Below are 24,749 nucleotides of genomic sequence, written 5' to 3'. Positions count from 1 at the left end.
GATAAAAACGTCAGGCACAAAAAAGGCCCGCCGAGTGGCGGGCCTTGTCCTTCGGGCTGTTCAGTCTGCCTTAGGCAGCCTGGGTAGCCTCGTCGGTGTCACCAGTGTTGGAGGACCAAGAGATCTTGACCTCGTCACCCTTCTTACCCGGAACCTTGATGTTCAGGTAGGGGTTCTTGGAAACGGCTTCCGACAGGTTGCCGTCCATGACTTCTTCGCCGTTGACTTCAACAACCAGCTTCTGGATGTAGTCAGCCGGGATCTTCTCGCCGGTGGACTTGTCTTCGCGGAGGCCAGACTCCATTGGGTGACGGATCAGGGCCTTCACGTCCAGGACGTCACCGGCCGGGGAAATGCGCATGCGGATAGTAGACATAATCTATACCTCTTGGGTGTTATCTGTCTTTAATCAATGACTTCGGGTTCAGAGGCTGATTAGCCGCCGCAGCCACCGATGGTTACCTTGACTTCCTTGGACGCCTTGTACAGCTTGCCGCCAGCGTGAACTACGCCGGTTACGTCGTCGGTTTCGCCCATACGGATACGGGTGGAAACGAACGGGTTGGCGCCGGACAGGTCGAAAGAAGCGACCAGCGGGGTCGGGTTCTTCGATACGAAGATGGCGACCTTGTCGGAGTCGGCGATGCTGGACTCGACGGTGACCGGAACAACGGCGCCGTTCTCGGCGATGTCCGGGGCCTTGACAGTGATGTCGCCGGAATCGGTAACGTCAGAGGAACCGAACAGCTCGTTCAGGCCGTTGTCCATGCTCTCGGAATCGAAAGCCGCTTCCGGCCAATCGGCGGCCAGTACGGCACGCGGGGAAAGCAGGCCGGCACCAACGGCCAGACCAGCAGCACTGGCAGCGAGGCTGCCCTTCAGAAATACGCGACGCTTGGTTTGCATATCTTAACTCCTCGTTAATGTGTGGGTGTCCACGCCCCTAGTGAAGCATAGCCTGTGCCAGTTTTGTAACTGGTTGATGGGAAAAGAAAAAGGTGGATATTGGTCGATCGTTGCAAGTTGCAATCTGCAATTTTGATGCGCCGGGGATTGCAATGATTCCGGCTGTGATCGGCCGAATCCGGCGTGTTGATCACTTCTTGTCGTAGTTCTGCAGCTTGCGCCAGAGAGTCGATTTGTTGATGCCGAGGATGTTGGCGGTTTTTTCGCGGTTTCCCTCGGTGTGCTCCAGCGTTTTTTCGATGTAGCGACGCTCGAGTTCCTCGAGGGTCGGGAGGTCGGCGTCGATGCTGCTCGCCCCGGTATTGGCCGACGCCGGAGCCGTGTCTTCGCCGACCAGTTCCAGGTCGATCTCCTCGCTGTCGGACAGGGCCACGGCTCGCTCGATGGCGTTCTTGAGTTCGCGGACGTTGCCGGGCCAGGGGTAATCGAGGATCGCGCGCTCGGCGCGCTCGGTCAGGCGCTTGGCCGGTCGGCGGAATCGGCCGGCGAACTCGTCGATGAAGTGCTGCGCCAGGGCCGGGATGTCATCGCTTCGTTCGCGCAGCGGCGGCATCAGCAGCCGCACCACGTTCAATCGGTGGTAGAGGTCGTGGCGGAACGTCCCTTCGCGCACCATGTCGGCGAGGTTGCGGTTGCTCGCGACGATGAAGCGCACGTCGATGGGAATGGTCTGCACCCCGCCGACGCGGGTGATTTCCTGTTCCTGCACCACGCGCAGCAGCTTTGTCTGCATGGCATCCGAGATGTTGCCGATCTCGTCGAGAAAGACCGTGCCGCCACTGGCGACTTCCAGCAGGCCCGGCTTGGCCGTGTTCGCGCCGGTGAAGGCGCCCTTCTCGTGGCCGAAGAGTTCGTTTTCCAGCAGGGTGTCGGTCAGCGCGCCGCAGTCGATCACGATGTACGGCGTGCCGGCGAAGTCCGAGCGCTCGTGCGTGGCGCGCGCGGCCAGCTCCTTGCCCGAGCCGGATTCGCCCTCGATCATCACGTTGATGCGTACGTCGCGGATCTTGTCGATGATGTGATAGACCGCCTCGATGGCCTTCGACTGACCCAGCATCGCGCGTTCACCCGGTTCGGCCGCGGAGGGTGGTTGGGCCGGTCCTTCGTCGAGCAGCCGGCGCACCAGGTCGATCAACTCTTCCGGGTCATAGGGCTTCTTGACGAAATCGCTGGCGCCGAGCCGCAGCGCCTGGATCGCGTTGTCGATGGTGGAGTAGCCGGTGATCAGGATCACCGGCAGTTCCGGCCATTCGCCGCGCAGCCATTCCAGGAACTCCAGGCCGTTCATGCCCGGCATCTTGAGATCCGAGATCACCAGGTCGACCGGGTTTTCGGTCAGCCACGACTGGGCGGCCTCGACCGACTGAAAGCCGTGAACCGTCAGTCCTTCCGTGTGCGCGTAGCGCGTGAACAGGTCCGAGGTGCGTTCGTCGTCGTCGACGAAGGCGATGACCGGCGGGTTGTCGTTTTGCCTGGCTGTCGTCATGGCGTCGGTGTCGGTGGCGTGGGTTTCGAGGGGGTGGATGTCTCGGGCGGACGAATGACGCGTGGCCGTGCCTTGTGACGCGGCAGCACGACACGGGCAAGTACGCCGGTGGCGTCCTCGCCCAAATCACGCCGGTTTTCCAGCGTCAGTTCGCCGCCGTGGTACTGCACGATGCCCAGGCTGATCGACAGCCCGAGGCCCGTGCCGCGGTCGACCGCCTTGGTGGTAAAGAACGGGTCGAAGATCTGCTCGATCACCTCGGTCGGCAGGCCGCTGCCCTCGTCGCGGATCTCGATCCGGACGATTTCGTCCAGGCATTCGGCCTGGATCAGTATATGTCCACCGGTGGGGCTGGCGTGGATGGCGTTGCGCACCAGGTTGGCGACCACCTGTTCCATCTGGCCCGGATCGAATTCCGCCTCGCAGCGCGCGGTGGCACTCAGCAGGGCCAGGTGGACGTCGGCTTCCATGGCCTCCGGCTCCATGCGGTCGATCACTTCTTCGAGCCACTCTGCCAGCGCGACGGTCTCGTGTTCGGGGGGCAGCTGGCGGGCGAAGTTCATCACGCCGCGCACGATCCGGCTGGCGCGAAGCGCCTCGGCGCGCAGATCGCTCATGTCCTCGCGGATCCCGGGCTGGTCGGGCGGGAGCTGGCGCTCGACCAGCCGGGTGAGCGTGAGGATGTTGTTGAGCGGGTTGTTGATCTCGTGGCCGATGCCGGCGGCCATCTCGCCGATCGAGGCAAGCTTGGCCTGTTGCAGGGCCTTTCTCTCCGCACGGTCACGTCGACGAGCCTCTTCGGCGAGTTGGGTGGTCAGGTAGCGGAACGAGGCCTGCAGCTCGTGGACCTCGGTGGTGCGCGAGTCCACCGGGATCGGGCCGCCGCGGTCGCCGTCGGCGAATCGCTTGAGGCTCTCTGACAGCCGGATGATCGGCCGGGAGAAGAAGCGTGCTCCAAGCCCGGCGAACAGCAGGCTCATCACCAGGGCCAGCAGGCCGAAGCCGAACAGGCTCAACCGGATGTCGCGGAACGGGGCGGTGGTGATGTCGGCCGGCAGCTTGAATGCCACGAACCATGAAGCAAGGCTGTGCGGGTAGGGATGGTACTCCTGGTAGTAATAGCGGGTATCGCCGTCCTCGCTGAGGTAGGAGCCGTTTGATTGCGCCACCGCCGTATCCCAGAACCTGCCGTCGTCGATCTGTCGGGCACCGGGGTAGTCTGCGTTGCCGCCGTTTTCGAACGGGCTGATGAAGCTGATGTCGCGTTGGTCGTCAAACAGCAGCAAGCCGTCGCGCGCCGGCGCACCCGGATTGTGTTCGATGATCATCACTTTGCCGTCCCGGGGGCGGGGCGAAAACGATAGGATCTGGTCGAGTTGCTCGCCGAAGGTGTTGACTACCACGTAGCCGGCGGTGCGGTCGTCGACGTTGCGCAGCGGGCGCACGGCATACAGGGTGCTCGGTTCGCGGCCGGGCAGGGCATCGCCGAAGGCCAGCGGCAGGGTCATGTAACTGATCTGGTCGGAGGACAGGGACTCCAGCCGCCGGAGGAAGCGATCGTTGTCGAATTCCTCCTCGACGTAGTTGACCTGGCCGAGGCTGTCGAAGGAGGGTGAGGCGACCCGCCCGAGGGTCACCTTGATTACCGTGTTGCCGGCCGCATCGAGAATGCGGATACTCCCCAGCCCCGGCACGGTGCGCTGCAGTCCGGCCAGAAAGCGGTTGGCATTGATGCGCATCGAGGTCAGCTCGGGGTGACGAATGCCCATGGACGAAGCCATCAGGGCATTGAGCATCGTCTGGATTTCCTGCGACTGACCGATGCCCTCGACCACCTCGCGCTCATAGCGCATGCGGTTGCTCATTTCGCTGATCAGCGAATCGATGTTCTCGTCGATTTCGCGGCTGAATTCCTTCTGGAAGCGCTGTTCGCTGTAGCTGGTCACGCCCCATACCAGGAGCACGAGCGGTACCAGGGTGGCGGTAAAGGTCCACAGGAAGATGTTGACCGGCAGACGCATGCGGGTGAGCCTCGGGTGCGTCCGGCCCGCGGGCCGGCGCATGGATTACGGTGAAGGTGACGCTATCACAAAGCATGATTGGGCACAGTGGCTGGGCGAGCGCGCCGCGGCGGGGCTCACCCGCCGGTTGAGGGTTGCCGGCTCCCCGCAGGGACCGCGCATGCGGATCGACGGGCGCGAGTATCTGGCCTTCTGCAGCAACGACTACCTCGGATTGGCCAACGATCCGCGGCTGGCCGAGGCCATGCGTGAGGGTATCGACCGTTACGGGGTGGGTGCCGGTTCGGCACACCTGATCAACGGGCACTTCGAGCCGCATCAGCGGCTCGAGGATGAGCTGGCGAGCTGGCTCGACGTGGATGCCGCACGGCTCTTTTCCACCGGATACATGGCGAACCTCGGCGTGGTCGGGGCCCTGATGGGGCGTGGCGACACCGTGATCGCCGACCGGCTCAATCACGCCTCGCTGGTCGACGCCGTGCAGCTCTCCGGTGCCCGCCTGTCCCGCTATCGCCACAACGATCTCGACGATCTCGAGGCTCGTCTCGAGCGGGCCCGTGGCGAGCGCATGATCCTGACCGACGGCGTGTTCTCCATGGACGGTGACGTCGCGCCGCTGGCCGAACTGGTCGAGCTGGCCGAGCGTTTCGATGCCTGGCTGGTGGTCGACGAGGCGCATGCCTTTGGCGTGCTCGGCGCCCAGGGGCGAGGCAGTTTCGAGGCGGCGGAGCAGGTGCCCGGCGAGCGGGTGCTTCGGGTCGGCACCCTGGGCAAGGCCTTCGGTACGGCTGGGGCCTTCGTCGCCGGCGCGGCCGAGCCGCTGGCGGTGCTGCTGCAGCGGGCACGCACTTACCTCTTCACCACGGCGCAACCACCGGCCGTGGCCGAGGCCTCGCGCGCCGCACTGGCGATCGTGCGCGACGAGGGTTGGCGCCGTGATCACCTGGCCGAGCTGGTGCGTCGGTTTCGCGCGGGCGTGGCCGGTATCCCTGGTCTCGAGCCGATGCCCTCATCCACCCCGATCCAGCCGCTGACGGTGGGTGAGGCGGACCGGGCGCTGGCCATGGCCGAGCGGCTCGATTCGGTGGGGCTGCTGGTGCCGGCAATCCGACCCCCGACCGTCCCGGTGGGCGGCTCGCGTCTGCGGGTCACCTTGAGTGCCGCACACGAGCGGGCCGATCTGGAAGAACTTCTGTCGGCCTTGCGTGCATGCACTACTATCTCGTGACGGACCAGGGCATTTCTGCCTGGAGGTCGGGTGGGAACCAACCGGGTTTGTAAAGGTCATAGCGGGCGCCTGAAGCCCGCCAATCGGCCGTTGCCGGCCGTCTGGTAAATTCAACCGGATCGCGAGCGGCTCGAAAGCCGCCCGATTCCGGCGACCATCCAAGGAGAGATGAAGATGAAACACATGACGTTGATCGCCGCTGCCGCGAGCGTGTTGCTCGTTGCCGGCTGTGCGCAAAACCCCTATACCAGTGAGCAGGACAAGACGGCCAAGGGTGCGACCGTTGGCGCTGGCGCCGGCGCTATTCTCGGTAACGTGATTGCCGGCTCGGGCAACAAGACCGGCGGCACCCTGATCGGTGCTGCGGTGGGTGCCACCGTCGGTGGCTTGGTCGGCCGCCAGATGGACCAGCAGGAGCGCGAGTTGCGCCAGGAGATGGAGGGCACTGGTATCGATGTCCAGCGCCAGGGTGACACCATCCGCCTGCAGGCACCCGAGTCGATCACCTTCGACACCAACAGTGCCGACATCAAGCCGCAATTCCGCTCCACGCTCGATCAGCTGGCCAACTCGCTGCAGCAGTACCCGAACACCGTGGTGCGCGTCGAGGGCCACACCGACTCGACCGGTTCGGCGAGCTACAACCAGGACCTGTCGCTCAACCGTGCCCAGAGCGTGACGAGCTACCTCTCTCGCTCCGGTGTTTCTGCCAGCCGCCTGCAGCCGGTCGGTTACGGCTTTAGTCGCCCGATCGCGACCAACGACACCGCTGAGGGTCGTGCGCAGAACCGTCGGGTCGAGATCCTGATCCTCCCTGCAGAGCAGCAGTAACCCGCCCCGCCGATTTCGATGACGAAGGCCCCGGTCAGTCCGGGGCCTTTTTCTTGGGCGCATCAACGGGGACGGGTGGGTCGATCTGCGTGCCCCGCTCCAGTGACAGTCGGCTTGCCGTGCCGGCGGACAGCTCCAGCACATAACGCGCCGCTGCGTCGCTCGGGTAACCGGGGCAGGGATCGCGGCGGCAGGGCGGCACGGACTCGTGACGTTGCACCAGGCGCCAGTCGGCATCGAGATAGAGGATGTCGATGGCAAACGAGACGTTCTTCATCCAGAACGAGCGCGGTGCCTCGTCGGGGTAGATGAACAGCATGCCCTGGTTATCTGCCAGCGGGGGGCGGTGCATCAGTCCCCGCTGGCGGCTCGTCGGGGTGGTCGCCAGTTCGACTTGGAATCGCTCGCCGCCCAGCCACATTACCCGCTGGGTGCCGTCGTCGGACGACGGGCTGCCCCATGCCAGCCACGCGACCAGCAGCAACGCACCCAGCAGCAGGGTGGTCGTAAACGGGCGAGAGGTCAGTGTGCGCAGTGGCGTGGGCATGCGCGCATCATAGCGCCGAAAGGAGAACTGATCGCCCTGACGCGCCCGGCGGGCGCTGATAAGATATGCGGCCCGTATCTACACTGCCCAGGCCCCCATGACCCAACGTCCCGATGCCGAACAACGGCGCGCCGAAGCGCTCGATTACCACGCCAAGCCGCAGCCGGGGAAGATTGCCACGGCGATCACCAAGCCCACCGAGACGGCGCGCGACCTGGCGCTGGCCTACTCGCCGGGCGTGGCCGAGCCGGTGCGGGCCATTGCCGCCGACCCGGACGCCGCCTGGCAGTACACCGCCCGCGGCAATCTGGTGGCGGTGATCTCCGATGGCTCGGCGATCCTGGGGCTGGGCAATCTCGGGCCACTGGCCTCCAAGCCGGTAATGGAGGGCAAGGGCGTGCTGTTCAAGCGCTTTGCCGACATCGACGTGGTCGACCTGGAGGTCGAGGCAGAGAACCCTCAGGCCTTAATCGACACGGTGCGCCGGCTCGAGCCCTCCTTCGGTGGCATCAACCTCGAGGATATCTGCGCGCCGCGCTGCTTCGAGATCGAGGCCGCGCTGAGCGAGACGATGGACATCCCGGTCTTCCACGACGACCAGCACGGCACGGCGATCATCATCGCCGCCGGGCTGACCAACGCCCTGCGTCTGCAGGGCAAGCGCCTCGAGGAGGCGAAGCTCGTGCTGGTCGGGGCGGGCGCGGCCGGCACGGCCACCCTCAACCTGCTGCTCGACATGGGCCTCAAGCGCGAGAACCTGCTGGTAGTCGATCGCGTCGGCGTGCTGCACGAGGGGCTCGATGACCTGCCCGAGCATCACCGTCGCTTTGCCGCCAAGACCGAGGCGCGCACGCTCGCCGAGGCGCTGGTGGGCGCCGATGCCTTCGTCGGCCTGTCGGCCCCCAACCTGCTCAGCGAGGAGATGCTCGCCAGCATGGCGGACAAGCCGGTGGTCTTCGCGCTGGCCAACCCCGACCCGGAGATCCTGCCCGAATTGGCCCACCAGGTGCGCGATGACCTGATCATGGCCACGGGGCGCAGCGATTACCCCAACCAGGTCAACAACGTGCTGGCCTTCCCGTTCATCTTCCGCGGTGCGCTCGATTGCCGTGCCCGCCGGATCACGCCCAACATGAAGATCGCCTGCGTCGAGGCGCTGGCGGCACTCGCCCGCGAGGCCGTGCCCGAGTCGGTGCTCAAGGCCTACGATCTCGACATGATGGCCTTCGGGCCGGAGTACATCCTGCCCAAGCCGTTCGACCCGCGCCTGATCGAGCGTCTGCCGGCGGCGGTTGCCAAGGCCGCCGAGGCCGACGGCGTGGCGCGAACCCCTTACCGCCCGCATCCGATGCCGGGGGCCTGATGACTCAATCCCGAGCCTGGTTGATCGATGCCCACGCCCAGATCTGGCGGGCGTGGCACGTCTACGACAAGGGACGCGCCGATCAAGCCGGTCGCCCGGTCAATGCGGTGCTCGGTTTTGCCGATTACCTGCTGGCGCTGCTGGAATCGACCTGGTTGCCCAACCAGCCGGCGCCGATCATCGCCGCGATTTTCGATGCCCCCTGTGGTCGTGGCCATCGCCAGGCGATCTATCCCGACTACAAGGGGCACCGCCCGCCCACGCCGGTCGATCTCAAGGAGCAATTCCCGCGTTGCCGCGAGCTGGCGGAGGCGGCGGGTTTCGGCGCGCTCGACCACGCCGGCTTCGAGGCCGACGACGTCATCGGCACGCTGGTCGGCCGGCTGCGCAGCCGCGAGCGGGCCGTGACCATCGTCACCGGCGACAAGGATCTCGCCCAGCTGCTCGGTCCGGACGATCGCTGGTACAACCCGATGCGCGGTTCGGTGATGGCCTACGGGGACGTGGAACGGCGCTTCGGCGTCCGCCCGGCTCAGATCGCCGACTGGCTGGCGCTCTCCGGCGACGTGGCCGACAACATTCCGGGCGTGCCCGGCATCGGGCCGCGTACCGCCGCCCGCCTGCTGCGCAAGCACGGCTGCATCGACGGTATCTACGAGAACCTGTCCGCCGTCTACGGCATGAAATTCCGCGGTGCACCGCGCGCCCAGCGGCTGCTCCAGGAGAACGAGGCGCAGGTGCGGCTTTCGCGGCGGCTGACCGAGATTGTCTGCGACCTGCCGTTGGCCGAGACCCCGTCGCCGTGGCAGGGCATTGATCGCCCCGCGCTGGTCAGCCTTCTCGAGCAGGCCGGCGCCGACCCCGCCCAGATCGAGCGCTGGGAGGCCTGGGACGCCCCGCTCGTGCGTTCCGCCTGAGGCTAACCGCTATGGCCCTGCTCGCCTTCAACAAGCCGTTCGATTGCCTGTCCCAGTTCACGGCCGAGGCCAACAGCCCGGCGGCGACCCTCGCCGACTGGATCGACTTTCCCGGCGTCTATCCGGCCGGTCGCCTCGACCGAGACAGCGAGGGGCTGTTGCTGCTCACCGACGACGGGCGCCTGCAGAACCGGCTGGCCGACCCACGGCACAAGCTCGCCAAGGAGTATCTCGCCCAGGTCGAGGGCGAGATCGACGAGGCGGCATTAATCGCCCTGCGCGCAGGCGTGACCCTCAAGGACGGCCCCACCCGCCCGGCGGGTGCCGAGCCGGTCACCGAGCCCGACTGGCTCTGGCCGCGCGATCCGCCGGTGCGTTACCGCAAGAGCGTGCCGACGAGCTGGGTGCAGATCACCCTGCGCGAGGGGCGCAACCGCCAGGTGCGGCGCATGACCGCCCACGTCGGCTTTCCCACCCTGCGCCTGATCCGGGTAGCGATTGGTCCTTATCGGCTCGATGGTCTCGCCCCGGGCGAATGGCGTGAACTGACCGCCTGACAGGCCGTAGCCCGGCGGTTGTGTCGCGATTACCCCGCCCCGTGAGTTTCCGACCCGGTTTCTCGGGTAAAACCCGTGTTTCCGCAATGGCTTACCCCGAATTGGCGGTCGGTTTCTGGCCCCTGTTTTGCGCCCGGGTCGATTATCCGGTAGATTGCGCGCTCCGCTCGGCGCGGCGGGGTGTCCGGAGTCGCTGGTTTGGTGTTTCAGAACAGTGACTTGCGGGATGACAGGTGAGCAAGAATACGGGGCGTGCCATGAATATCATGAAGCAGTTTGTGCTGGGTCGTCGGCTGGTGGGCGGCTGGGCGTTGGATCAGGGCGTCACGCTTGACGATGCGGCTGCCATCCGTCTGGCCGAGGCCTTGGCCGAACGTGACTGGCAGGCCCCGCGGGGCGCCGACGACCTCGACCTGTCCCTGCTCTCCTTCCTGGTCCTGGAGACGGCTCACCGCTACTACGTCCAGGCCGACAAGGCGCTCAAGACCTGTCAGTCCGAGGAAGGGCGCACGCTCTTTCCCGCCGCCATGCTCCCCGAGCGCCTGGCCGACCTCGCCGCCACGCTGCGTTTCTACAACGAGGCGCCGGTGCTGGCCGAGTCACTGCCGGTTAACGGGTTGGCGAGCCTGCAGAGCCTGACCAACACCCTGTTCGCGGTGATCGCCGCGCAGTTCCCCGAGCACATGGCCGAGGTGCACCCGCAAGCGATGCGTGCCGAGGTGGCCGAGGTGGTGCGCGCGGGTTTCGCGCGCCAGGCCGCGCACGTGCCGGTCTACTCGCCCACCCATCTGGAATTCATGGGCGCGGTCGACAAGACCCGCTGCATCTTCGCCCCGTCGGGGAAGTACTGGGGCGCGCGTGACTACGATTCGGCGCGCGGCTTCGAGGCCAACGTGCGCCAGTTCGGCGAGGACCTGTTCCGGTTCATGACGGTCGCGCACAAGGAAAAGTTCAAGGGGTTGGCCTTCCGTCTGCCCGCCTCGTTCAGCAGCTCGATCGAGCGACTGGCCGAGACCACCGCGACATTGCTCGACGGGCTCAACCGCATCGACCCGGCCGGGTCGGATTGCCTGCGCCGCGTGGATGACAAGGCCGGTTGGAAATTCGTGTGGGCCGGCGAGAGCATGTTCCTGACCGCCTTCGGCGTCTGCTACCCGGCCGAGCACCCGCGCAACCCCTACGGCTTCGATTACACCTACTTCTTCTTCCAGCCGGATTTCGTGCTGCGCAACCACCCCGGGCTGATCGACGGCAAGGAAGAGATCTCGCGCCAGCGCATCCTCGCCTCGTTTCGCAAGGACGGCATGGACTACGACAATGCCGGCAAGGAGGCCGAGCACGCCCGCTACCTCCGCCCGATGGACGCCGATGGTCCGGCCGTGGCCTGGTGGGAATGCCTGCCGGCCCGGCGGATGCTCGAGGAGCCGTTGCCGGCCGCCGTCTGAGAGCCTCTCCAATCCCCGCTGTGGTCGCCCGGGCGACTTTCCCCTCTCCGCGCTGTCAGTCCACCCGTGACAGCAGGGCGGCGCGCAGCTTGTCCGATAGCGGCGGCTCGGCCAGCCAGATGCCGAAATAGGCCCGCGCCAGCTCGCGATCGTCCGACTCGAAACGGGTCTCGTCGTTGAGCTTCAGGGTCAGGCGTTGCGCCTCCGGGTCCCAGTCGAGCTGGTAGCGATCGCCGTCGGTCACGTCGATCATGGCATTCTGGATCGCGTCGATCTTCGGCCGCAGCCGCTCGCGTTCCTCGCCCGCGTACTGCTCGTCCAGCGCCACCCAGGTTGCCTTGCGGATGTCCGCCACGCCCACGTTACGGTGGTACTCGAGGATCAGGCTCATGGGCACCTCGGCGTTCACGATGGCCCCCTCGTTGGCCTCGGCCGGCGCGTAGAGCGCCGCGTCGTAGACATCCCAGATCATGTAGCTGGCGGTGCCTGCTCCCTGCAGCACCAGCGCGGTGCCCGCCAGTTCGCTCTGCGGGGCGAAGGCGTCGGCCATCGCTCCGGCCGTCGTGCCGGCTAGCGCCAGGGCCATGCCCGCACCCAGCAGCGCCGTCCGGCGGCTCACGATGTGCCCTCGTCCGGATCGGTCTTGGTGAAGAACAGGGTCACCTCGCCGACCCGGAGGCCGAATTTCTTCACGGTCGCCCGGTTGATCACCACGTTCTCGCTCTGCCGGATCATCCAGTCGTCGAAGGTCACGTCGATGCTCGAGTCGCCATAGGGCAGGCGCAGCACGTAGCGCCAGTTGAGCGCCTGGCCCACCTCGTGGCCCTCGGCGGTACCGACGATGTCGCCGGCCCGCCCGACGTAGGTGTTCTCGCCGGTGGGCGTGATGCGCCAGGTGCGCTGGTCGGTCTCGCCGTCGTCGTAGACAAAGTCCTCGTCGAGGACGAATTCCTCGTCCTCCCAGTAACCGTCGATCTCGACGCGGAACTGGCGCTTGATTTCCCCGCCCCGGCTCTCGAAGACCCCGTAGGCCCAGGTCTGGCCCTCGAAGTAGCCGGTCAGGTCGAAGGCGGGCTCGGTGCCCCGGAACTGCTCGAGTTTCATGCTGCTGCATCCCGTGAGTAGTAGGGTGAGGGCGAGCGCGCTCGCCACGGTGAAGCGTCGGATCATGGGGTGGTTCCTCGCAGGGTGGTTTCCGGCAGATGCGATTCGGTGTCGGTCAGCTGGCGGAAGACCAGCCAGGCGGCAGCGAGCTTGAAGATGACCGGCAGCGCGCCGTAGGTGACGGCCAGGGCGGTGGTGTCGCTGTCGCCGGCCTCGAAGCCGGCTAGTGCCAGCACGCCGTAGCCCACGCCGACGGCCACCGCCAGCGCAAGCTTGGTGGCCAGCCCCAGCAGGCCGAAGAACAGCCCGGCGCGATCGCCGCCGCCATCGTCGCTGTCGATCCCGGCGATGTCGGCCTGGATCGAGGCCGGCAGCGCCATGTCGGCACCGAGGCTCAGGCCCGAGACCGCGCAGATCAGGGCAAACCAGACCACATCCCCGCTGCCCAGCCACGGGGCGAACGAGAAGCTGATCGCGGCGAGCAGGATCGAGGCACCCCAGGCGCGGCGCTTGCCGATCCGTCGGGCGACGGCGGTCCACACCGGTAGCGCGGCGATGCCGGCGCCGAAGTACAGCAAAAGCAGCCAGCCGAGCCAGTCCTGGGCACCGAGGCGGTCGGCGACGAACATCAGGAACAGCGCGGCGGGGATGCCGTTGGCCAGGTTGTTGAGGAAATAGCCGCCCAACAGGCCGCGCAGGCGGCGGTTGTGTTTCAACAGCGGCCAGCCGTGACGCCAGTCGACCAGCGGGCGATGCACGGCTGGCTCGGGAGTGGTCGCCGCCATCAAGAGGAAGCCTGCCGGCAGCAGGATCGCCATCAGCCAGAACACGGCGGCGAGCACGTCCGCCGGGGCCTCGCTGCCGAGCAGGATCGGCAGGGCGGCGGCGAGCACGGTGCCCACCAGGGCCAGGCCCTCGCGGCCGGCCGCCAGGCGGGTGCGCCCGTGCGGGGTCGGGTCGGCCTCCGCGCCCAGGCTGGTGTAGGGCAGCTGGATCATCGTCCAGCCGAGAAACGCCGCCAGGCCCCACAGGTAGAGATACGAGAGCCCGACGTCCTCGTCCGGACGCAGCAGGAACCACAGCGAGGCGATCAGCAGCGGCATCCCGGCGCCCATCAGCCACTTGCGCCGATGGCGGCCGGGGATGCGGTCGGACAGGTAGCCGACCACCGGGTCGGTGATCACGTCCCACAGTCGGGTGAGCATCAGCGCCGTGCCGACGGCGGCCAGTCCCAGCCCCAGTTCGTTGGCATAGAACGGCGGCAGGTAGACGTACAGCGGGATGCCCATCAACGCCAGCGGCAGGCCGGGCGTGCCGTAGGCGAGCACCTGCCACAGGGTCAGTCGTGGCGTTGTGCTCGCGGCCGGGTTCATGGGCGTTCCAGGATGACCTGGGCGACGTTGATCCGGCCGGCGAGAAAGCCCGCCTCGCAATAGGCGAGATAGTAGCGCCAGGTCTGGCGGAAACGGTGGTCGAAGCCCAGGGTTTCCAGTTCGTCCTCGACCGCGTCGAAGCGTTCGCGCCATCGGGCGAGCGTGCGGGCGTAATCGTGACCAAACAGGACAGTCTCGCGCACGGTCAGCCCGGCGGCCGTCGCCCCGGCCTCGAAGCGCTCGACCGAGGGCAGCATCCCGCCGGGGAAGATGTAGAGCTGGATGAAGTCGGGCTCGCGGCGGTAGCCCTCGAACGCGTCCTCGTCGATGGTGATGACCTGGATGGCGGCGCGGCCGCCGGGCTTGAGCCGGTCATGCACGGTCTGGAAGAACGTCGGCCAGTAGCGCTCGCCGACAGCCTCGAACATCTCGATCGAGACGATGTGATCGAACTGGCCGCCCTGGTCGCGGTAATCGGTCAGGTGCAGGCGGGCGCGGTCATCGAGGTCGGCGGCGGCGAGCCGGTCGCGGCCGTAGGCGAGCTGTTCGGTGGACAGGGTCAGCCCGTCGAGGCGCAGCCCACGATGGGCAGCGGTCTCGGCCAGCCCGCCCCAGCCGCAACCGATCTCCAGCAGCCGGTCTCCCGGACGGGCGTCAAGCCGATCGATCAGCCGGTCGTACTTGCGTTGCTGGGCGGTGGCCAGCGACTCGCCGGGCTCGGCGAACAGGGCCGCCGAGTAGGTCATCGACTCGTCGAGCCATAGCCGATAGAAGTCGTTGCCCAGATCGTAGTGCGCGGCGATATTGCGCCGGCTGCCGCGGCGATGATTGGCCCGCAGCGCATGCTGGATGCGATGACCGAGCCGGGCCCAAAAGCCGGGGCGCAGCTCGTGGCCGATCGCCTCGAAGTTGCGCGCGCCGATCTCGAGCAGGCCGGTCAGGTCATCAGTGGTGAAGTCCCCCTCGATGAAGCCCTCGGCGATTCCGATGTCACCCAGGCGGGCGATCCGGGACAGCAGCCGCGTGGGGTGATGCAGATGCACGCTTGCCGACAGCTCGGGCTGCTCGGCACCGATGCACTCGGCAACTCCACCGTCGTCGGTGGTCACCCGGAGTCGGCCGATGCGGATATTGGAGAGGAAGTGACCGACCCAGCGGGCGCCCAGCGGCAGGGCGTGTTCGGCCGGCCGCTCGCGGGCGGTCGAGTCCGAGACCGGGCTCAGGTTTCGTGTCTGGACGATGGGCATGAGCTGACCTCCGATGCCGGTGGTGGTGGGCTCTTGTGGAAACGCCCACCCTTGAGCCAGATTTTCAGGGCCTGCCAGTGGATCAGGCCGATCACCTTGACGGTGAGAAACGGGATGCGCAGGGCCTCGAGCATCAGTCGACGATCGGTGAGCTCGCGACGTTGCGCGTTGTGGGTGGCGACCAGCGTCAGGGTTTCCTCGCCATCCGGGTCGAGTTCGGTCTCGCGGATCGAGACCCCCAGCCGCTTGCCGGGGCGCGAGAGCCGGAAGTGGTAGCGCATGTTCATGGGCAGGAACGGCGAGACGTGGAACACCTTGTCGGCCTGCGCGCGGAAGGGGCTTTCCAGCGGGCGGCCGTGATCGTGCAGAAAATAGTGGTGGTGCCCGCCGAAGGTGTTGCTGACCTCGCAGTCGATCGCGACCAGCTCGCCGGCCCGGTCGTGGCAATACCAGACGGTCAGCGGGTTGAACTGGTAGCCCAACACCCGTGGGTAGGCCGAGACCAGGGTCTTGCCGCCCTCGATATCGATGCCCTGGGCGCGGGCGGTCGCCGTGATCCAGTCGCGCAGCGGCATGTCGCGGCGCGGGCCGTGATCGCGGTCGTGGATCGAGAACAGGTTGAAACGGTTATGCGACAGCAGGCGCTGATCGGGGAAGCCGGCCTCGAGGTCATCGAGATCGACCAGCAGCGAGAACACGCGATAGCGAAAGCGATAGCAGGCCCGCGTGAACCGCTGATGCATCACCCAACCCTGGTAGAGCGCCGAGGTCACGCCGCCTCCATTCCAAGGTCGTTGGGGGCAATGTTTTCCCAGGGAATCGCCGTGCCGAACTGCCGGGCGACGGCCACGGCCGAGGCCAGACCGTCTTCGTGAAACCCATACCCCGTCCAGGCGCCGGCATAGAAGGTGCGTCGATGGCCCTGCAGGACAGGTAGTCCGGCCTGGGCGGCCACGGCCCGGGCGTCGAAGACCGGGTGGTGGTAGGTGATCTCGCGCTCGACGAGTGACCCGCGGGGCGGCTCGAAGGGGTTGAGGGTCACCAGCCAGTCGTGGGCCGCGTCCAGTTGCTGCAGGTGGTTCATCCAGTAGGTCACGGCCACGGCCCGTTCACCGTCGGCATCACGTCGGCCCAGGTAGTTCCAGCTCGACCAGACCTGGCGTCGGCGGGGCATCAGGCTCGTGTCGCGATGCAGGAAGGCGCGGTTTTCCTGAAAGCGGAACGCGCCAAGCACGCCGGCCTCTGCTGCATCCGGTCGGTCGAGCGTGGCGAGCGTCTCGTCGGCATGGCCTGCCATCACCACCGCATCGAAGCGTCGATCGTACTCGGGCAGCGTGACGCCGGTTTCGTCGCGCTCGATGCGATTGACCGGGTGCGAGGTCAGTGCCTCGAAGCGCCGTTCGGCCAGCATCCGGTCGACGTAGCGTCGCGAGCCGCCCCGGACCGTTTCCCATTGCGGGCGATCCTGCACGTTCATCAGGCCGTGGTTGTCGAAAAACTGCAGGAAACTTCGTGCCGGGAACGCACGCATCTGCCGGGTCGGGCAGGACCAGATTGCCGCGGCCATGGGCAGGAGGTAATCCTCGGCCAGTCGTGGCGAGAAGCGATGCTGCTCGAGGAACTCGCCCAGGGAGAGCGTGCCGAGCGAATTGCCGGCAAGCGCGGCCTTGCCCAGCCGGTTGAAGCGCAGGATCTCGGCGACCATGCGCAGGAAGCTGGGTCGCAGCAGGTTGCGGCGTTGGGCAAACAGGGTATTGAGGTTGTCGCCGCTGTACTCCAGCCGGCCGCCGTCCATGCTCATGCCGAACGACATGTCGGTGGGTTGGGTTTCGATATCGAGTGACTCGAACAGCCCGAACAGGTGCGGGTAGTTGGGTCGATTGCAGACGATGAAGCCGCTGTCGACCGCGATGCCCCCACCTCGGCCGTCGTCGACCAGGTGGGTGTGGGTATGCCCGCCGATGTAGTCGTTCTTCTCGAACAGCGTGACGCGATGCTGCTGGCCCAGCAGCCAGGCAGTACCCAACCCGGCGATGCCCGAGCCGATCACGGCGATCTCGAGCGGTCGGTCGGCTGGCTGTGAAAACGGCAGGGTCTGGGTCACTCGCGGCTCCGGGGTTCGGCAGAATACCCGTTGAGTGTATAATCTCTGTACAGGTTTTGCATAAAAATTTGCGCCGCCATGTTTCGACTCGTTTTCTGGTTTCAACACGAACGGTGTTCTGCCCCCGATCCCGGGTCGGATGCGGGTGTTCCCCGCCGTGATCGCAGCGCCTTGCGCGATCGTCTGCGGCAGGCGGCGGCATCGCCGTGCGAGGAAATTGCAGGACTGACTCCCCGCTCGTCCCCTGCTGGTCGTGCTCGGCGATCAGCGCCATACCGACAGCGCCCTGTTCGACGACGCTGATCCGGCACGTGATGTCATCGGGATGGCGGAGGTGCTCGGCGAGGTGACCGATGTCTGGTCACACCAGTCGCCCACGACCCCGAAAAATCCCTGCATTTTTCATGGACTTGTGCCCGTCGCCACGCCCGATTTAGGTAGCCTTTGTATCGGCTTTCTGGGATAATGGCGCGTTGGAACGCGACATAATTTGTGCGCTTTTCCCGCCGCCTAACCGAGCCGCCCCATTCCCGGAGCGGCTTGATCTCGACCGGAGCCCCCCGGCCCATGCCCGAGCTCAACGCCATTCGACTGATTCGCCGCAAGGCGATGCTGCTTGCGGTGCTGGGTATCCTCGTCAGCGGTGTTCTCGTGGCGCTGGTCACCGCGGTGCCCATCTACCAGTCCGCGCGCGAGGGGCTGGAGCGCAGCACGTTGATGGGCATCCAGGCACAGGGTGCGGCACTCAACAACCTGGTGCAGCGTTACGAAGGCATTGCCCGCCAGGTCACCAGTCGCACCGAGATCCGCCATCGGCTCGAGTCCTACGTCCAGGGGGAGATGTCGATCGAGTCCCTGACGGCTTACACCGCGCCGCGACTGGCCGATGCGCTGGGGACGTCGCCGGCGCTGGTCGGCATCAAGCGGCTTGGCCCGTTCGGCGAGGTAATCGTCGACGAGGGCGTGACGGCCGAGGTGCCCGGGCACTCGATTTTCGATGAGCTGGATGGCGTGCAGAGCCGGCTGGTGCAGTTCGAGGATCGCATTATCTGGCGGACCGCGGCGCCCATCCTCGGAAATGCCGGTGAGCGACTGGGCACCGACGTGCTGTTCTTCGAGGTGGGCGGCCTGGTCGAGTTGCTCGAGCGAGCACGCACCCTGGAACCTTCGGCGCGGGGCTTTCTGCTCGATCACCGCGAGAAACGCCTGGTGGGCGTGAACGCCGACGCCACCGGGCTGGAGATGGAACAACCGCGCGAGACGATCGCCGGGGACCTGGCGCGTATCGACCCGACTGGTCCCGGTGTGGTCTGGCCTGAACTCGATGGCGAGACGCGGGTGCTGTTCTACACGCCGGTTGGCGGTGGGCGCTGCCTGCTGCTGATCGACGCGGGTTTCTGGAGCTTCTATCAGCCGGTAGTCACCCGATTGCTCTGGCCGTTGGGTCTGGTCTTCCTGTTGTTGCCGATCGTCGCCCTGCTGGCGGCGCGGGCGTTGCGCCCCGTGTTGCGGCGTTTGTCGAATCAGGCCGAGGAGTTGGAGCGCTCGGCCGGGGAATTGCGCCTGGCGGCCAGCGTGTTCGAAGGCACTGGCGAGGCGATCATGATCACCTCGCCCAATCACCGCATCCTGCGCGTCAATCCCGCGTTCACCCGCATCACCGGTTTTGCCGCCGACGAGGTGATGGGCCGTCCGATGTCGGACCTGTTTCAGCTGGATGAAAAGGAAAGCGAGCAGTTGGACCGGATCTGCCAGCGCTTGAATCTCGAGCATGGTTGGCAGGGCGAGCTCGACTATCGCAACCGCCGGGGCGAGCGCTTGACCGCGTTACAGACGATCAGCAAGGTCACCGACGAGCATGGCCGCGTCAGCCATTTCATCCATATCTTCAACGACATCACCGAGACCAAGGCGGCCGAGCTCCAGATTCGTCACCAGGCCCATCACGACTCGCTCACCGATCTTCCCAACCGCGCCTCGCTCAAGTACCGGATCGGCGAGGCGGTGGCCCGGGCACGGCAGGACGAGACGCGCCTGGCGGTGCTGTTTCTCGACCTCGACTACTTCAAGGAGGTCAACGACCGTCTGGGTCATGCGGTCGGTGACCAATTACTGCGCGAGGTATCCGAACGACTGCAGCGTCTGCTGCGCCACGAGGACACCGTGGGGCGCCTGGGAGGGGACGAGTTCCTGATCTTGCTGGAGGGGTTGCCCGCGCCACGGTTTGCCGGCCAGGTGGCGGCCAAGGTGATCGAGGTGCTGACCCAGCCGTTCGACCTCGATGGCGAGGAGGTCTCGATCGGGGTGTCGATCGGGATCGCGGTCTTTCCCGAGCTGGGTGGGGACGCCGAGGCGTTGGTCAACCACGCCGATGCGGCCATGTACGAGGCCAAGGCCGCCGGGCGGGACACGTTCCGCTACTTCGACGGGGCGATGGGCGAGGTGGCGCCGCGGGAGGGAGATCGTCGCCCGTCCTGATCGACTTTCCCCGGCGCGGTGCGATCCGGTCCAGCCCGGGTCGGCCAAGAAAAAGCCCCCGCGGCAGCGTGCCGGCGGGGGCTTTTTTCGTTCGGTTGTCCGGGAACGCTTACGCGTCGCGTTCCTGGATCAGGCGATGGATACGCGGGGTCAGGATCAGGTCCATCGCGTAGCTCATCTTGCCGCCCGGCACCACGATGGTGTTGTAGCGGGACATGAACGAGTTCGGGATCATCTGCAGCAGGTACGGGAAGTCGACACCGAACTCGTCCGGATCACGGAAGCGGATGACGACCACGCTCTCGTCCGGCGTCGGGATGTCGCGGGCGATGAACGGGTTGGAGGTGTCGACGGTCGGTACGCGCTGGAAGTTGACGTCGGTCTGCGAGAACTGCGGGGTGATGTAGTTCACGTAGTCCGGCATGCGACGCAGGATGGTGTCGACGATCTTCTCGGCGGAGTAGCCGCGCTCGGCGTTGTCGCGGAAGATCTTCTGGATCCACTCGAGGTTGACGATCGGTACGACACCTACGCCCAGATCGACGTGCTGGGCGACATCGACCTCATCGGTCTTCACCAGGCCGTGCAGGCCTTCGTAGAACAGCAGGTCGGAGCCGGCCGGGATGTCTTCCCACGGGGTGAACTCGCCCGGGCCCAGGTTGGTGTTCAGGCGCGCGTTGTGCTCGGCGGCTTCCTCGTCGCTGTGCAGGTAGTAGCGCTTCTTGCCGGAGCCAGACTCGCCGTAGCTCTTGAACAGCTCGCCCAGCTTGTCGAAGTGGTTGGCATTCGGGCCGAAGTGGGAGAAGAAGTTATTGCCCTTCTCGGCCTCGGCGGCCATGCGCTCGCGCATGTCCTTGCGGTTGAGTGCGTGAAAGCTGTCGCCCTCGATCACGACCGGCGAGATGCTCTCGCGGCGGAAGATATGGTTGAAGGCACTCTTGACGGTGGACGTGCCGGCGCCGGACGAGCCGGTAACCGCGACAACGGGATGCTTCTTGGACATGGTCCCTCCTGTTGGAAAGCAATAAAAACGAAACGTGGAAAAGCGGCGGAATCGGGTCGTTTCGACCGGGGAGGAGCGCGTTTCTGGTGCGCGCGACTCGACTCACTCGGCAAACGAAAGCCCACGATAATAGGGGTTTAGCCGGTCGGGAACAAGTTGGCAGGCTACCGGGGCTGGCCTGCTGCGCCGGCGTGCCGGCCGGTTTCCAGCCCTGGTAAGGGGTTGTGTCTGCCGCGTTCAGCGGCGGCGATAGAGCAGGTCGAAGACCTGGTGGCCACGTTCCTCGCCGCGTCGCTCGAACTTGGTGCGCGGGCGCCAGTCGGGCCGGGCATTCTCGCCGCTGCCCTCGTGTTCGGCCACGAACGCCGGGTGGGCATCGAGCACCTCGCGCATGTGCTCGGCGTATTCGGCCCAGTCGGTCGCCAGGTGCCACAGTCCATCGGGCTTGAGGCGAGTGGCGACCAGGTCGGCGAACGCCGTCTGCACGATGCGGCGTTTGTGGTGGCGCTTCTTGTGCCAGGGGTCCGGGAAGTAGAGCAGCAGCCGGTCGAGGCTTTCCTCGGGCACTCGCTGCTCGACGAACGGCACGGCATCGCCGCAGACGGCCTTGAGGTTGGTCAGACCGAAGTGCTCGATGCCGTTGAGCAGGTGGCCCACGCCCGGGCGGTGGACCTCGATGCCGATGAAGTCGCCGTCGGGGTCCTTGGCGGCCATCTCGACCAGGCTGTCGCCGTTGCCGAAACCGATCTCCAGGGTCAACGGTGCCTGTCGGCCGAACAATTCGGCCGGGTCGATCCGCGGGCCTTCCGGGTCGATCAGGTATTTCGGTCCCAGCTCGTTGAGTGCCCGCTGCTGGCCCGGCGTGAGTCGGCCCTCGCGGCGGATGAACGAGCGGATGCGCCGCCGGATGCCGTCACTCTTTTCGGTCGCTTCGCTCATGGGATCAGAAGAACAGGCCGTCGACGGGCGAGGAGGCGCTGGCAAAGCGCTTTCGCGGCATGCGCCCGGCGAGGAATGCCTCGCGGCCGGCCTCGATGGCCTTCTTCATCGCCGAGGCCATCAGCACCGGGTTCTTCGCGTGGGCGATGGCGCTGTTCATCAGCACGCCGTCGCAGCCGAGCTCCATCGCCACGGCCGCATCCGAGGCGGTGCCGACGCCGGCATCGACGATGATCGGTACCTCGGCGTTCTCGATGATGGTCATCAGGTTGTACTTGTTCTGGATGCCGAGCCCTGAGCCGATCGGGGCGGCCAGCGGCATGACCGCCACGCAGCCGATCTCCTCGAGCCGTTTGGCGACGATCGGGTCGTCGGAGGTGTAGACCATCACCTCGAAGCCGTCCTCGACCAGGGTCTCGGCGGCGAGCAGGGTATTGGTGATGTCCGGGTAGAGGGTCTTCTCGTCGCCGAGCACCTCGAGCTTGACCAGGTTGTGGCCGTCGAGGAGTTCGCGCGCCAGGCGGCAGGTGCGCACTGCCTCGGTGGCGGTGTAGCAGCCGGCGGTGTTGGGCAGGATGGTGAAGCGCTCCGGCGGCAGGACGTCGAGCAGGTTGGGCTCGTCCGGATTCTGGCCGATGTTGCTGCGACGGATCGCCACGGTGACGACTTCGGCCCCGGCGGCCTCGGTGGCCTCGCGGGTCTCGGTCATGTCCTTGTACTTGCCGGTGCCGGTCAGCAGGCGCGAGGAGAAGCGGCGGCTGCCGACGATCAGCGGCTGGTCGGCCGTCAGGCTGGATTCGGGACGGTTGTCAGTCATGGGCTTGGTTTCGTTGCTTGTGATGTAGGGGGGGGGGGCGGTCAATGCCGGGCGCCGGCCCGGTGGCTGCCGCCCTCGATGGTGTCGTGCGGGTCGAGGCTTAAGGCCAGGCCGTCGATCGTCAGCGGATCGTGCAGGTGCTTGAGCTTGATCACGGTGAGCACCAGGCTGCCCGAGTCGTCCGGCAGCGGGGCGCTGCGCACCACTTCGCCGGCGGTCTCGTCCTTGTCGTTGTGGATCGGCGTGCCGGGTGCCGGCGGGGCGAGCCCGAGCACGTGGCCGGCAAACAGGCGCCGATTGGGCTTGCCCAGGTAATGCATCCGGGCGATGACTTCCTGGCCCGGATAACAGCCCTTCTTGAGGCTGAATGCCTCGAGCTCGTCGAGGTTGATCCATTGCGGCACGAAGTGCTCGGCCGTCTCGCTCGTGACCTCGGGGAGGCGGTCCTCGATCTCGGCGCGCTCCCAGTGATCGGTCGAGACGATCGCCGTGGCGTCGGTCGCGGAGCGAACCATGGCTTCCAGGTCGCTGGCTGGGCCATGGACGGCGATGCGCACGCCGTTGTTCGCGTGCTGCTCTTCGCGCAGGAACAGCCGGCCCTGTGCGTCGACGACGGCGGGCCAGCGGCCGGGAGCCGGCTGGGCCATGCTCAGGCCTTCGATCGCCTCGCAGGCAGCCGCATCATCGAACGGGCAACTCATCGACTTGGCGTCTCCTGGCCAGATCAGCCCGAGTGCGGTCTGGTCCTCGGCCAGCGACAACTGCACGTCGCGTCGCAGGACATACATCTGCAGGCGCTTGAGCAGGCCAGGAGCGAGTTCGGCGCGCGTGACCAGACGGAATCCGTCCTCGTGCGCGGCGATGCGCATCAAGCCCAGAGCCCGGCCCTTCGCGCTGCAAAACGCGGAGAAGGAGGCGGCCTCGTCGCTCAGTGCGTTGATGTCCTGCGTGAGTATCGCGTGCAGGAACGCCTGTGCCTCCGAGCCGGTGACCTCGATCACTCGACGTTCGGGCAGGTCGGTCAGCAGGATCGCACCGGCGGCCGGGCTGTCGCTCGGCTGCACCAGGTCGTGCCAGGTTGTGTCGGTCGCGTCGGACATTGGCGAGTTCGGGGTCATAATGATCGGGGGGCAAGGATAGCATTACCCCCCGCGGCTTGGCTTGGATGGAAGGGCGCCCATGGAACGGGTATCGGAAGGATTGAGTGAATCGCTTGTCGCCGACCGCTGGTTGCTGGCGGCCTGGGTTGGGTTGGTGCTGGCCGCCTGGTTGGCGGCGAGCCTGGTCGTCTGGCAGGCGCCCCGGCCGGTCGGGGCACACACGCCGCCATTGGAATGGCTGTGGCGTTCGGCGGCCTGGCTGGTGGTCTCGGGCTGGTTGTGGCGTTGGCTGCGTCATCGCCCACCGGGCTTTGCCATCGAGGGGCGACTGGCCTGGTCGGCCGGTCGTGCGGAGGTGCTGCTGCCCGACGGGGAGTCGATCCGCGGGGAGACGCGCGTGCTGTGGCAAGGCCCGTTGTTGGTCGGGGTAACTCTCGATGATTCCGCTGCCGGGCGGTTCACCCTCTGGCTCACGCCGTGGCGGCTGGGGCGGCGCGGCTGGTGGCGGTTGCAGCGCTTTTTGACGTTGGGGTCGCCGTGATCAGTCGCTCGAGTCGGGTTGCCGCAGGCGGCCGTCCAGTTCGAGGATCTGCTCGCGCAGGGCCTCGGGCGAGCGATCGTTGACCAGCTCGAAATCGGCGATCGCCCGGCGGGCGCGGTCATCGACCTGGGCGGCGATCAGTTGCTCGGCTTGCCCGGCATCGATCCCCGGGCGGGCGGCCAGTCGCTCGCGCCGCAGCGCAGGCGGGGCGGTCAGGGTGATCACGGCGTCGAGCCAGTCGCGGTAGGCCGGCCAGACCGAGGCCTCGGCGAGCAGCGGCACGACCACCAGCACGTAGGGCGCGTGATGGGCCGCGGCCGTCGCGCGTTCGCGGGCCCTTACCCGGATGGCCGGATGCAGGATCGCCTCCAGCGCGGCGCGCTCCGCCGGCTGATCGAGGATCAGCCGGCGGAGCCGGTCGCGATCCAACCGGCCATCCTCGAGCAGGATCTCGTCGCCGAATCGAGCCTGGATTTCATCGAGGCGGGGGCTGCCCGGCTCGACCAGCTCGCGGCTGATCGTATCGGTGTCTACGATCGGGATGCCCAGCTCGGCAAAGATCGATGTCGCCAGGCTCTTGCCGCTGGCGATGCCGCCGGTCAGGCCGACGATGCGCCCGCAAGTCTCGGGCGGTTCCGACGGGTTTTCCGACGGGTTTGGGGCCTGAGTCCTCATGCCGTGA

Annotated in this window: 25 protein-coding genes; 9 read left to right on the top strand and 16 right to left on the bottom strand. The window is 66.6% G+C overall.

Annotated elements, in window-relative coordinates; genetic code table 11:
• Nucleotides 1-70: 70 nt before the first annotated feature.
• The 4 genes from soxZ to D5687_RS01730 form a co-directional block, all read right to left on the bottom strand.
• Nucleotides 71-376 carry a thiosulfate oxidation carrier complex protein SoxZ gene (gene soxZ, locus D5687_RS01745; protein ID WP_204742103.1) on the bottom strand — a complete coding sequence of 102 codons (306 nt, stop codon included), beginning with the start codon at nt 374-376 and terminating at the stop codon, nt 71-73.
• A gap of 59 nt (nt 377-435) precedes the next feature.
• Nucleotides 436-906: a thiosulfate oxidation carrier protein SoxY gene (soxY, locus tag D5687_RS01740; RefSeq protein ID WP_125198040.1), complete on the bottom strand. Its 471-nt coding sequence runs from the start codon at nt 904-906 to the stop codon at nt 436-438.
• Nucleotides 907-1,096: 190 nt separating this feature from the next.
• Nucleotides 1,097-2,452, bottom strand: a complete 1,356-nt coding sequence (locus D5687_RS01735; RefSeq protein ID WP_125198039.1) for a sigma-54 dependent transcriptional regulator — start codon at nt 2,450-2,452, stop codon at nt 1,097-1,099.
• Nucleotides 2,449-4,473, bottom strand: a complete 2,025-nt coding sequence (locus D5687_RS01730) for a sensor histidine kinase (protein ID WP_158611711.1) — start codon at nt 4,471-4,473, stop codon at nt 2,449-2,451. Before D5687_RS01730 ends, D5687_RS01735 begins: the two co-directional genes overlap by 4 nt.
• A gap of 40 nt (nt 4,474-4,513) precedes the next feature.
• Here D5687_RS01730 and bioF point away from each other — a divergent pair, with 40 nt between their 5' ends.
• Nucleotides 4,514-5,701 carry an 8-amino-7-oxononanoate synthase gene (bioF, locus tag D5687_RS01725; protein WP_125198037.1) on the top strand — a complete coding sequence of 396 codons (1,188 nt, stop codon included), beginning with the start codon at nt 4,514-4,516 and terminating at the stop codon, nt 5,699-5,701.
• A 174-nt stretch (nt 5,702-5,875) separates the two neighbouring features.
• Nucleotides 5,876-6,532 carry an OmpA family protein gene (locus D5687_RS01720; protein WP_125198036.1) on the top strand — a complete coding sequence of 219 codons (657 nt, stop codon included), beginning with the start codon at nt 5,876-5,878 and terminating at the stop codon, nt 6,530-6,532.
• 34 nt (nt 6,533-6,566) lie between these two features.
• On the opposite strand, the gene D5687_RS01715 is transcribed toward D5687_RS01720, so the two are convergent.
• A complete protein-coding gene (locus tag D5687_RS01715) occupies nt 6,567-7,079 on the bottom strand; it encodes a DUF192 domain-containing protein (RefSeq protein WP_204742102.1) in 513 nt (170 codons plus the stop codon).
• A gap of 97 nt (nt 7,080-7,176) precedes the next feature.
• Here D5687_RS01715 and D5687_RS01710 point away from each other — a divergent pair, with 97 nt between their 5' ends.
• The 4 genes from D5687_RS01710 (at nt 7,177) to D5687_RS01695 (ending at nt 11,361) form a co-directional block, all read left to right on the top strand.
• Nucleotides 7,177-8,442, top strand: a complete 1,266-nt coding sequence (locus D5687_RS01710; RefSeq protein WP_125198035.1) for a malic enzyme-like NAD(P)-binding protein — start codon at nt 7,177-7,179, stop codon at nt 8,440-8,442.
• Nucleotides 8,442-9,359, top strand: coding sequence for a 5'-3' exonuclease H3TH domain-containing protein (locus D5687_RS01705; RefSeq protein ID WP_125198034.1), 918 nt, complete (start codon nt 8,442-8,444; stop codon nt 9,357-9,359). Before D5687_RS01710 ends, D5687_RS01705 begins: the two co-directional genes overlap by 1 nt.
• An 11-nt stretch (nt 9,360-9,370) precedes the next feature.
• The gene (locus D5687_RS01700) at nt 9,371-9,916 is read left to right on the top strand and encodes a pseudouridine synthase (protein ID WP_125198033.1); all 546 of its coding nucleotides are present in this window, start codon (nt 9,371-9,373) and stop codon (nt 9,914-9,916) included.
• A gap of 233 nt (nt 9,917-10,149) precedes the next feature.
• The gene (locus D5687_RS01695) at nt 10,150-11,361 is read left to right on the top strand and encodes a YqcI/YcgG family protein (RefSeq protein ID WP_125198032.1); all 1,212 of its coding nucleotides are present in this window, start codon (nt 10,150-10,152) and stop codon (nt 11,359-11,361) included.
• A gap of 55 nt (nt 11,362-11,416) precedes the next feature.
• Here the strand turns inward: D5687_RS01695 and D5687_RS01690 are convergent, their stop codons facing one another.
• The 6 genes from D5687_RS01690 to D5687_RS01665 are packed head-to-tail and all read right to left on the bottom strand — an operon-like array spanning nt 11,417 to nt 17,189.
• Nucleotides 11,417-11,980 (bottom strand): chalcone isomerase family protein, encoded by a 564-nt coding sequence (locus D5687_RS01690; RefSeq protein ID WP_125198031.1) that lies wholly within the window; start codon nt 11,978-11,980, stop codon nt 11,417-11,419.
• Entirely contained in the window at nt 11,977-12,531 is a 555-nt protein-coding gene (locus D5687_RS01685) for a DUF3833 domain-containing protein (protein ID WP_125198030.1), read from the bottom strand. The genes D5687_RS01690 and D5687_RS01685 overlap by 4 nt, the downstream gene beginning before the upstream one ends.
• Nucleotides 12,528-13,838, bottom strand: coding sequence for an MFS transporter (locus tag D5687_RS01680; protein ID WP_125198029.1), 1,311 nt, complete (start codon nt 13,836-13,838; stop codon nt 12,528-12,530). Before D5687_RS01680 ends, D5687_RS01685 begins: the two co-directional genes overlap by 4 nt.
• Nucleotides 13,835-15,085, bottom strand: coding sequence for a cyclopropane-fatty-acyl-phospholipid synthase family protein (locus D5687_RS01675; protein WP_125198028.1), 1,251 nt, complete (start codon nt 15,083-15,085; stop codon nt 13,835-13,837). Before D5687_RS01675 ends, D5687_RS01680 begins: the two co-directional genes overlap by 4 nt.
• On the bottom strand, nt 15,058-15,858 hold the full coding sequence (locus D5687_RS01670; protein WP_125198027.1) for a DUF1365 domain-containing protein: 801 nt from the start codon (nt 15,856-15,858) through the stop codon (nt 15,058-15,060). The genes D5687_RS01675 and D5687_RS01670 overlap by 28 nt, the downstream gene beginning before the upstream one ends.
• Nucleotides 15,855-17,189, bottom strand: a complete 1,335-nt coding sequence (locus D5687_RS01665; protein WP_240031388.1) for an NAD(P)/FAD-dependent oxidoreductase — start codon at nt 17,187-17,189, stop codon at nt 15,855-15,857. The genes D5687_RS01670 and D5687_RS01665 overlap by 4 nt, the downstream gene beginning before the upstream one ends.
• Before the next feature lie 253 nt (nt 17,190-17,442).
• On the opposite strand from D5687_RS01665, the gene D5687_RS11520 reads away from it, so the two are divergent.
• Both D5687_RS11520 and D5687_RS01660 read left to right on the top strand, forming a co-directional pair.
• On the top strand, nt 17,443-17,655 hold the full coding sequence (locus tag D5687_RS11520; RefSeq protein ID WP_370271289.1) for a hypothetical protein: 213 nt from the start codon (nt 17,443-17,445) through the stop codon (nt 17,653-17,655).
• Between the two features lie 101 nt (nt 17,656-17,756).
• A complete protein-coding gene (locus D5687_RS01660) occupies nt 17,757-19,667 on the top strand; it encodes a sensor domain-containing diguanylate cyclase (RefSeq protein WP_125198026.1) in 1,911 nt (636 codons plus the stop codon).
• Between the two features lie 109 nt (nt 19,668-19,776).
• Here D5687_RS01660 and D5687_RS01655 read toward each other — a convergent pair whose 3' ends face one another.
• From D5687_RS01655 to D5687_RS01640, 4 genes are all read right to left on the bottom strand, one after another.
• A complete protein-coding gene (locus D5687_RS01655) occupies nt 19,777-20,670 on the bottom strand; it encodes a phosphoribulokinase (RefSeq protein ID WP_125198025.1) in 894 nt (297 codons plus the stop codon).
• Between the two features lie 237 nt (nt 20,671-20,907).
• Nucleotides 20,908-21,609, bottom strand: a complete 702-nt coding sequence (gene trmB, locus D5687_RS01650) for a tRNA (guanosine(46)-N7)-methyltransferase TrmB (RefSeq protein ID WP_125198024.1) — start codon at nt 21,607-21,609, stop codon at nt 20,908-20,910.
• A 4-nt stretch (nt 21,610-21,613) separates the two neighbouring features.
• Nucleotides 21,614-22,426: a thiazole synthase gene (locus D5687_RS01645; protein ID WP_125198023.1), complete on the bottom strand. Its 813-nt coding sequence runs from the start codon at nt 22,424-22,426 to the stop codon at nt 21,614-21,616.
• Between the two features lie 41 nt (nt 22,427-22,467).
• On the bottom strand, nt 22,468-23,526 hold the full coding sequence (locus D5687_RS01640; RefSeq protein ID WP_158611710.1) for a folate-binding protein YgfZ: 1,059 nt from the start codon (nt 23,524-23,526) through the stop codon (nt 22,468-22,470).
• A 79-nt stretch (nt 23,527-23,605) separates the two neighbouring features.
• On the opposite strand from D5687_RS01640, the gene D5687_RS01635 reads away from it, so the two are divergent.
• A complete protein-coding gene (locus tag D5687_RS01635) occupies nt 23,606-24,067 on the top strand; it encodes a hypothetical protein (protein ID WP_125198021.1) in 462 nt (153 codons plus the stop codon).
• Here the strand turns inward: D5687_RS01635 and coaE are convergent, their stop codons facing one another.
• Nucleotides 24,068-24,742, bottom strand: a complete 675-nt coding sequence (coaE, locus tag D5687_RS01630; protein WP_125198020.1) for a dephospho-CoA kinase — start codon at nt 24,740-24,742, stop codon at nt 24,068-24,070.
• Nucleotides 24,743-24,749 lie beyond the last annotated feature (7 nt).

It is taken from the genome of Guyparkeria sp. SCN-R1 (assembly GCF_003932495.1).
GTDB lineage: Bacteria > Pseudomonadota > Gammaproteobacteria > Halothiobacillales > Halothiobacillaceae > Guyparkeria.
The sequence above is the reverse complement of the archived record's forward strand: the minus strand, read 5'-3'. Positions and strand labels throughout refer to the sequence as shown.

What these genes read in the sequence shown, in the direction of transcription:
- coaE (WP_125198020.1), bottom strand. Translation starts at nt 24,742, where the DNA reads ATGAGGACTCAGGCCCCAAACCCGTCGGAAAACCCGTCGGAACCGCCC.
- D5687_RS01645 (WP_125198023.1), bottom strand. Translation starts at nt 22,426, where the DNA reads ATGACTGACAACCGTCCCGAATCCAGCCTGACGGCCGACCAGCCGCTG.
- D5687_RS01675 (WP_125198028.1), bottom strand. Translation starts at nt 15,085, where the DNA reads ATGCCCATCGTCCAGACACGAAACCTGAGCCCGGTCTCGGACTCGACC.
- D5687_RS01705 (WP_125198034.1), top strand. Translation starts at nt 8,442, where the DNA reads ATGACTCAATCCCGAGCCTGGTTGATCGATGCCCACGCCCAGATCTGG.
- D5687_RS01655 (WP_125198025.1), bottom strand. Translation starts at nt 20,670, where the DNA reads ATGTCCAAGAAGCATCCCGTTGTCGCGGTTACCGGCTCGTCCGGCGCC.
- trmB (WP_125198024.1), bottom strand. Translation starts at nt 21,609, where the DNA reads ATGAGCGAAGCGACCGAAAAGAGTGACGGCATCCGGCGGCGCATCCGC.
- soxY (WP_125198040.1), bottom strand. Translation starts at nt 906, where the DNA reads ATGCAAACCAAGCGTCGCGTATTTCTGAAGGGCAGCCTCGCTGCCAGT.
- D5687_RS01700 (WP_125198033.1), top strand. Translation starts at nt 9,371, where the DNA reads ATGGCCCTGCTCGCCTTCAACAAGCCGTTCGATTGCCTGTCCCAGTTC.
- soxZ (WP_204742103.1), bottom strand. Translation starts at nt 376, where the DNA reads ATGTCTACTATCCGCATGCGCATTTCCCCGGCCGGTGACGTCCTGGAC.
- D5687_RS01730 (WP_158611711.1), bottom strand. Translation starts at nt 4,473, where the DNA reads ATGCGTCTGCCGGTCAACATCTTCCTGTGGACCTTTACCGCCACCCTG.
- D5687_RS01635 (WP_125198021.1), top strand. Translation starts at nt 23,606, where the DNA reads ATGGAACGGGTATCGGAAGGATTGAGTGAATCGCTTGTCGCCGACCGC.
- D5687_RS01735 (WP_125198039.1), bottom strand. Translation starts at nt 2,452, where the DNA reads ATGACGACAGCCAGGCAAAACGACAACCCGCCGGTCATCGCCTTCGTC.
- D5687_RS01660 (WP_125198026.1), top strand. Translation starts at nt 17,757, where the DNA reads ATGCCCGAGCTCAACGCCATTCGACTGATTCGCCGCAAGGCGATGCTG.
- D5687_RS01680 (WP_125198029.1), bottom strand. Translation starts at nt 13,838, where the DNA reads ATGAACCCGGCCGCGAGCACAACGCCACGACTGACCCTGTGGCAGGTG.
- D5687_RS01710 (WP_125198035.1), top strand. Translation starts at nt 7,177, where the DNA reads ATGACCCAACGTCCCGATGCCGAACAACGGCGCGCCGAAGCGCTCGAT.
- D5687_RS01720 (WP_125198036.1), top strand. Translation starts at nt 5,876, where the DNA reads ATGAAACACATGACGTTGATCGCCGCTGCCGCGAGCGTGTTGCTCGTT.
- D5687_RS01715 (WP_204742102.1), bottom strand. Translation starts at nt 7,079, where the DNA reads ATGCCCACGCCACTGCGCACACTGACCTCTCGCCCGTTTACGACCACC.
- D5687_RS01685 (WP_125198030.1), bottom strand. Translation starts at nt 12,531, where the DNA reads ATGATCCGACGCTTCACCGTGGCGAGCGCGCTCGCCCTCACCCTACTA.
- D5687_RS01640 (WP_158611710.1), bottom strand. Translation starts at nt 23,526, where the DNA reads ATGTCCGACGCGACCGACACAACCTGGCACGACCTGGTGCAGCCGAGC.
- bioF (WP_125198037.1), top strand. Translation starts at nt 4,514, where the DNA reads ATGGATTACGGTGAAGGTGACGCTATCACAAAGCATGATTGGGCACAG.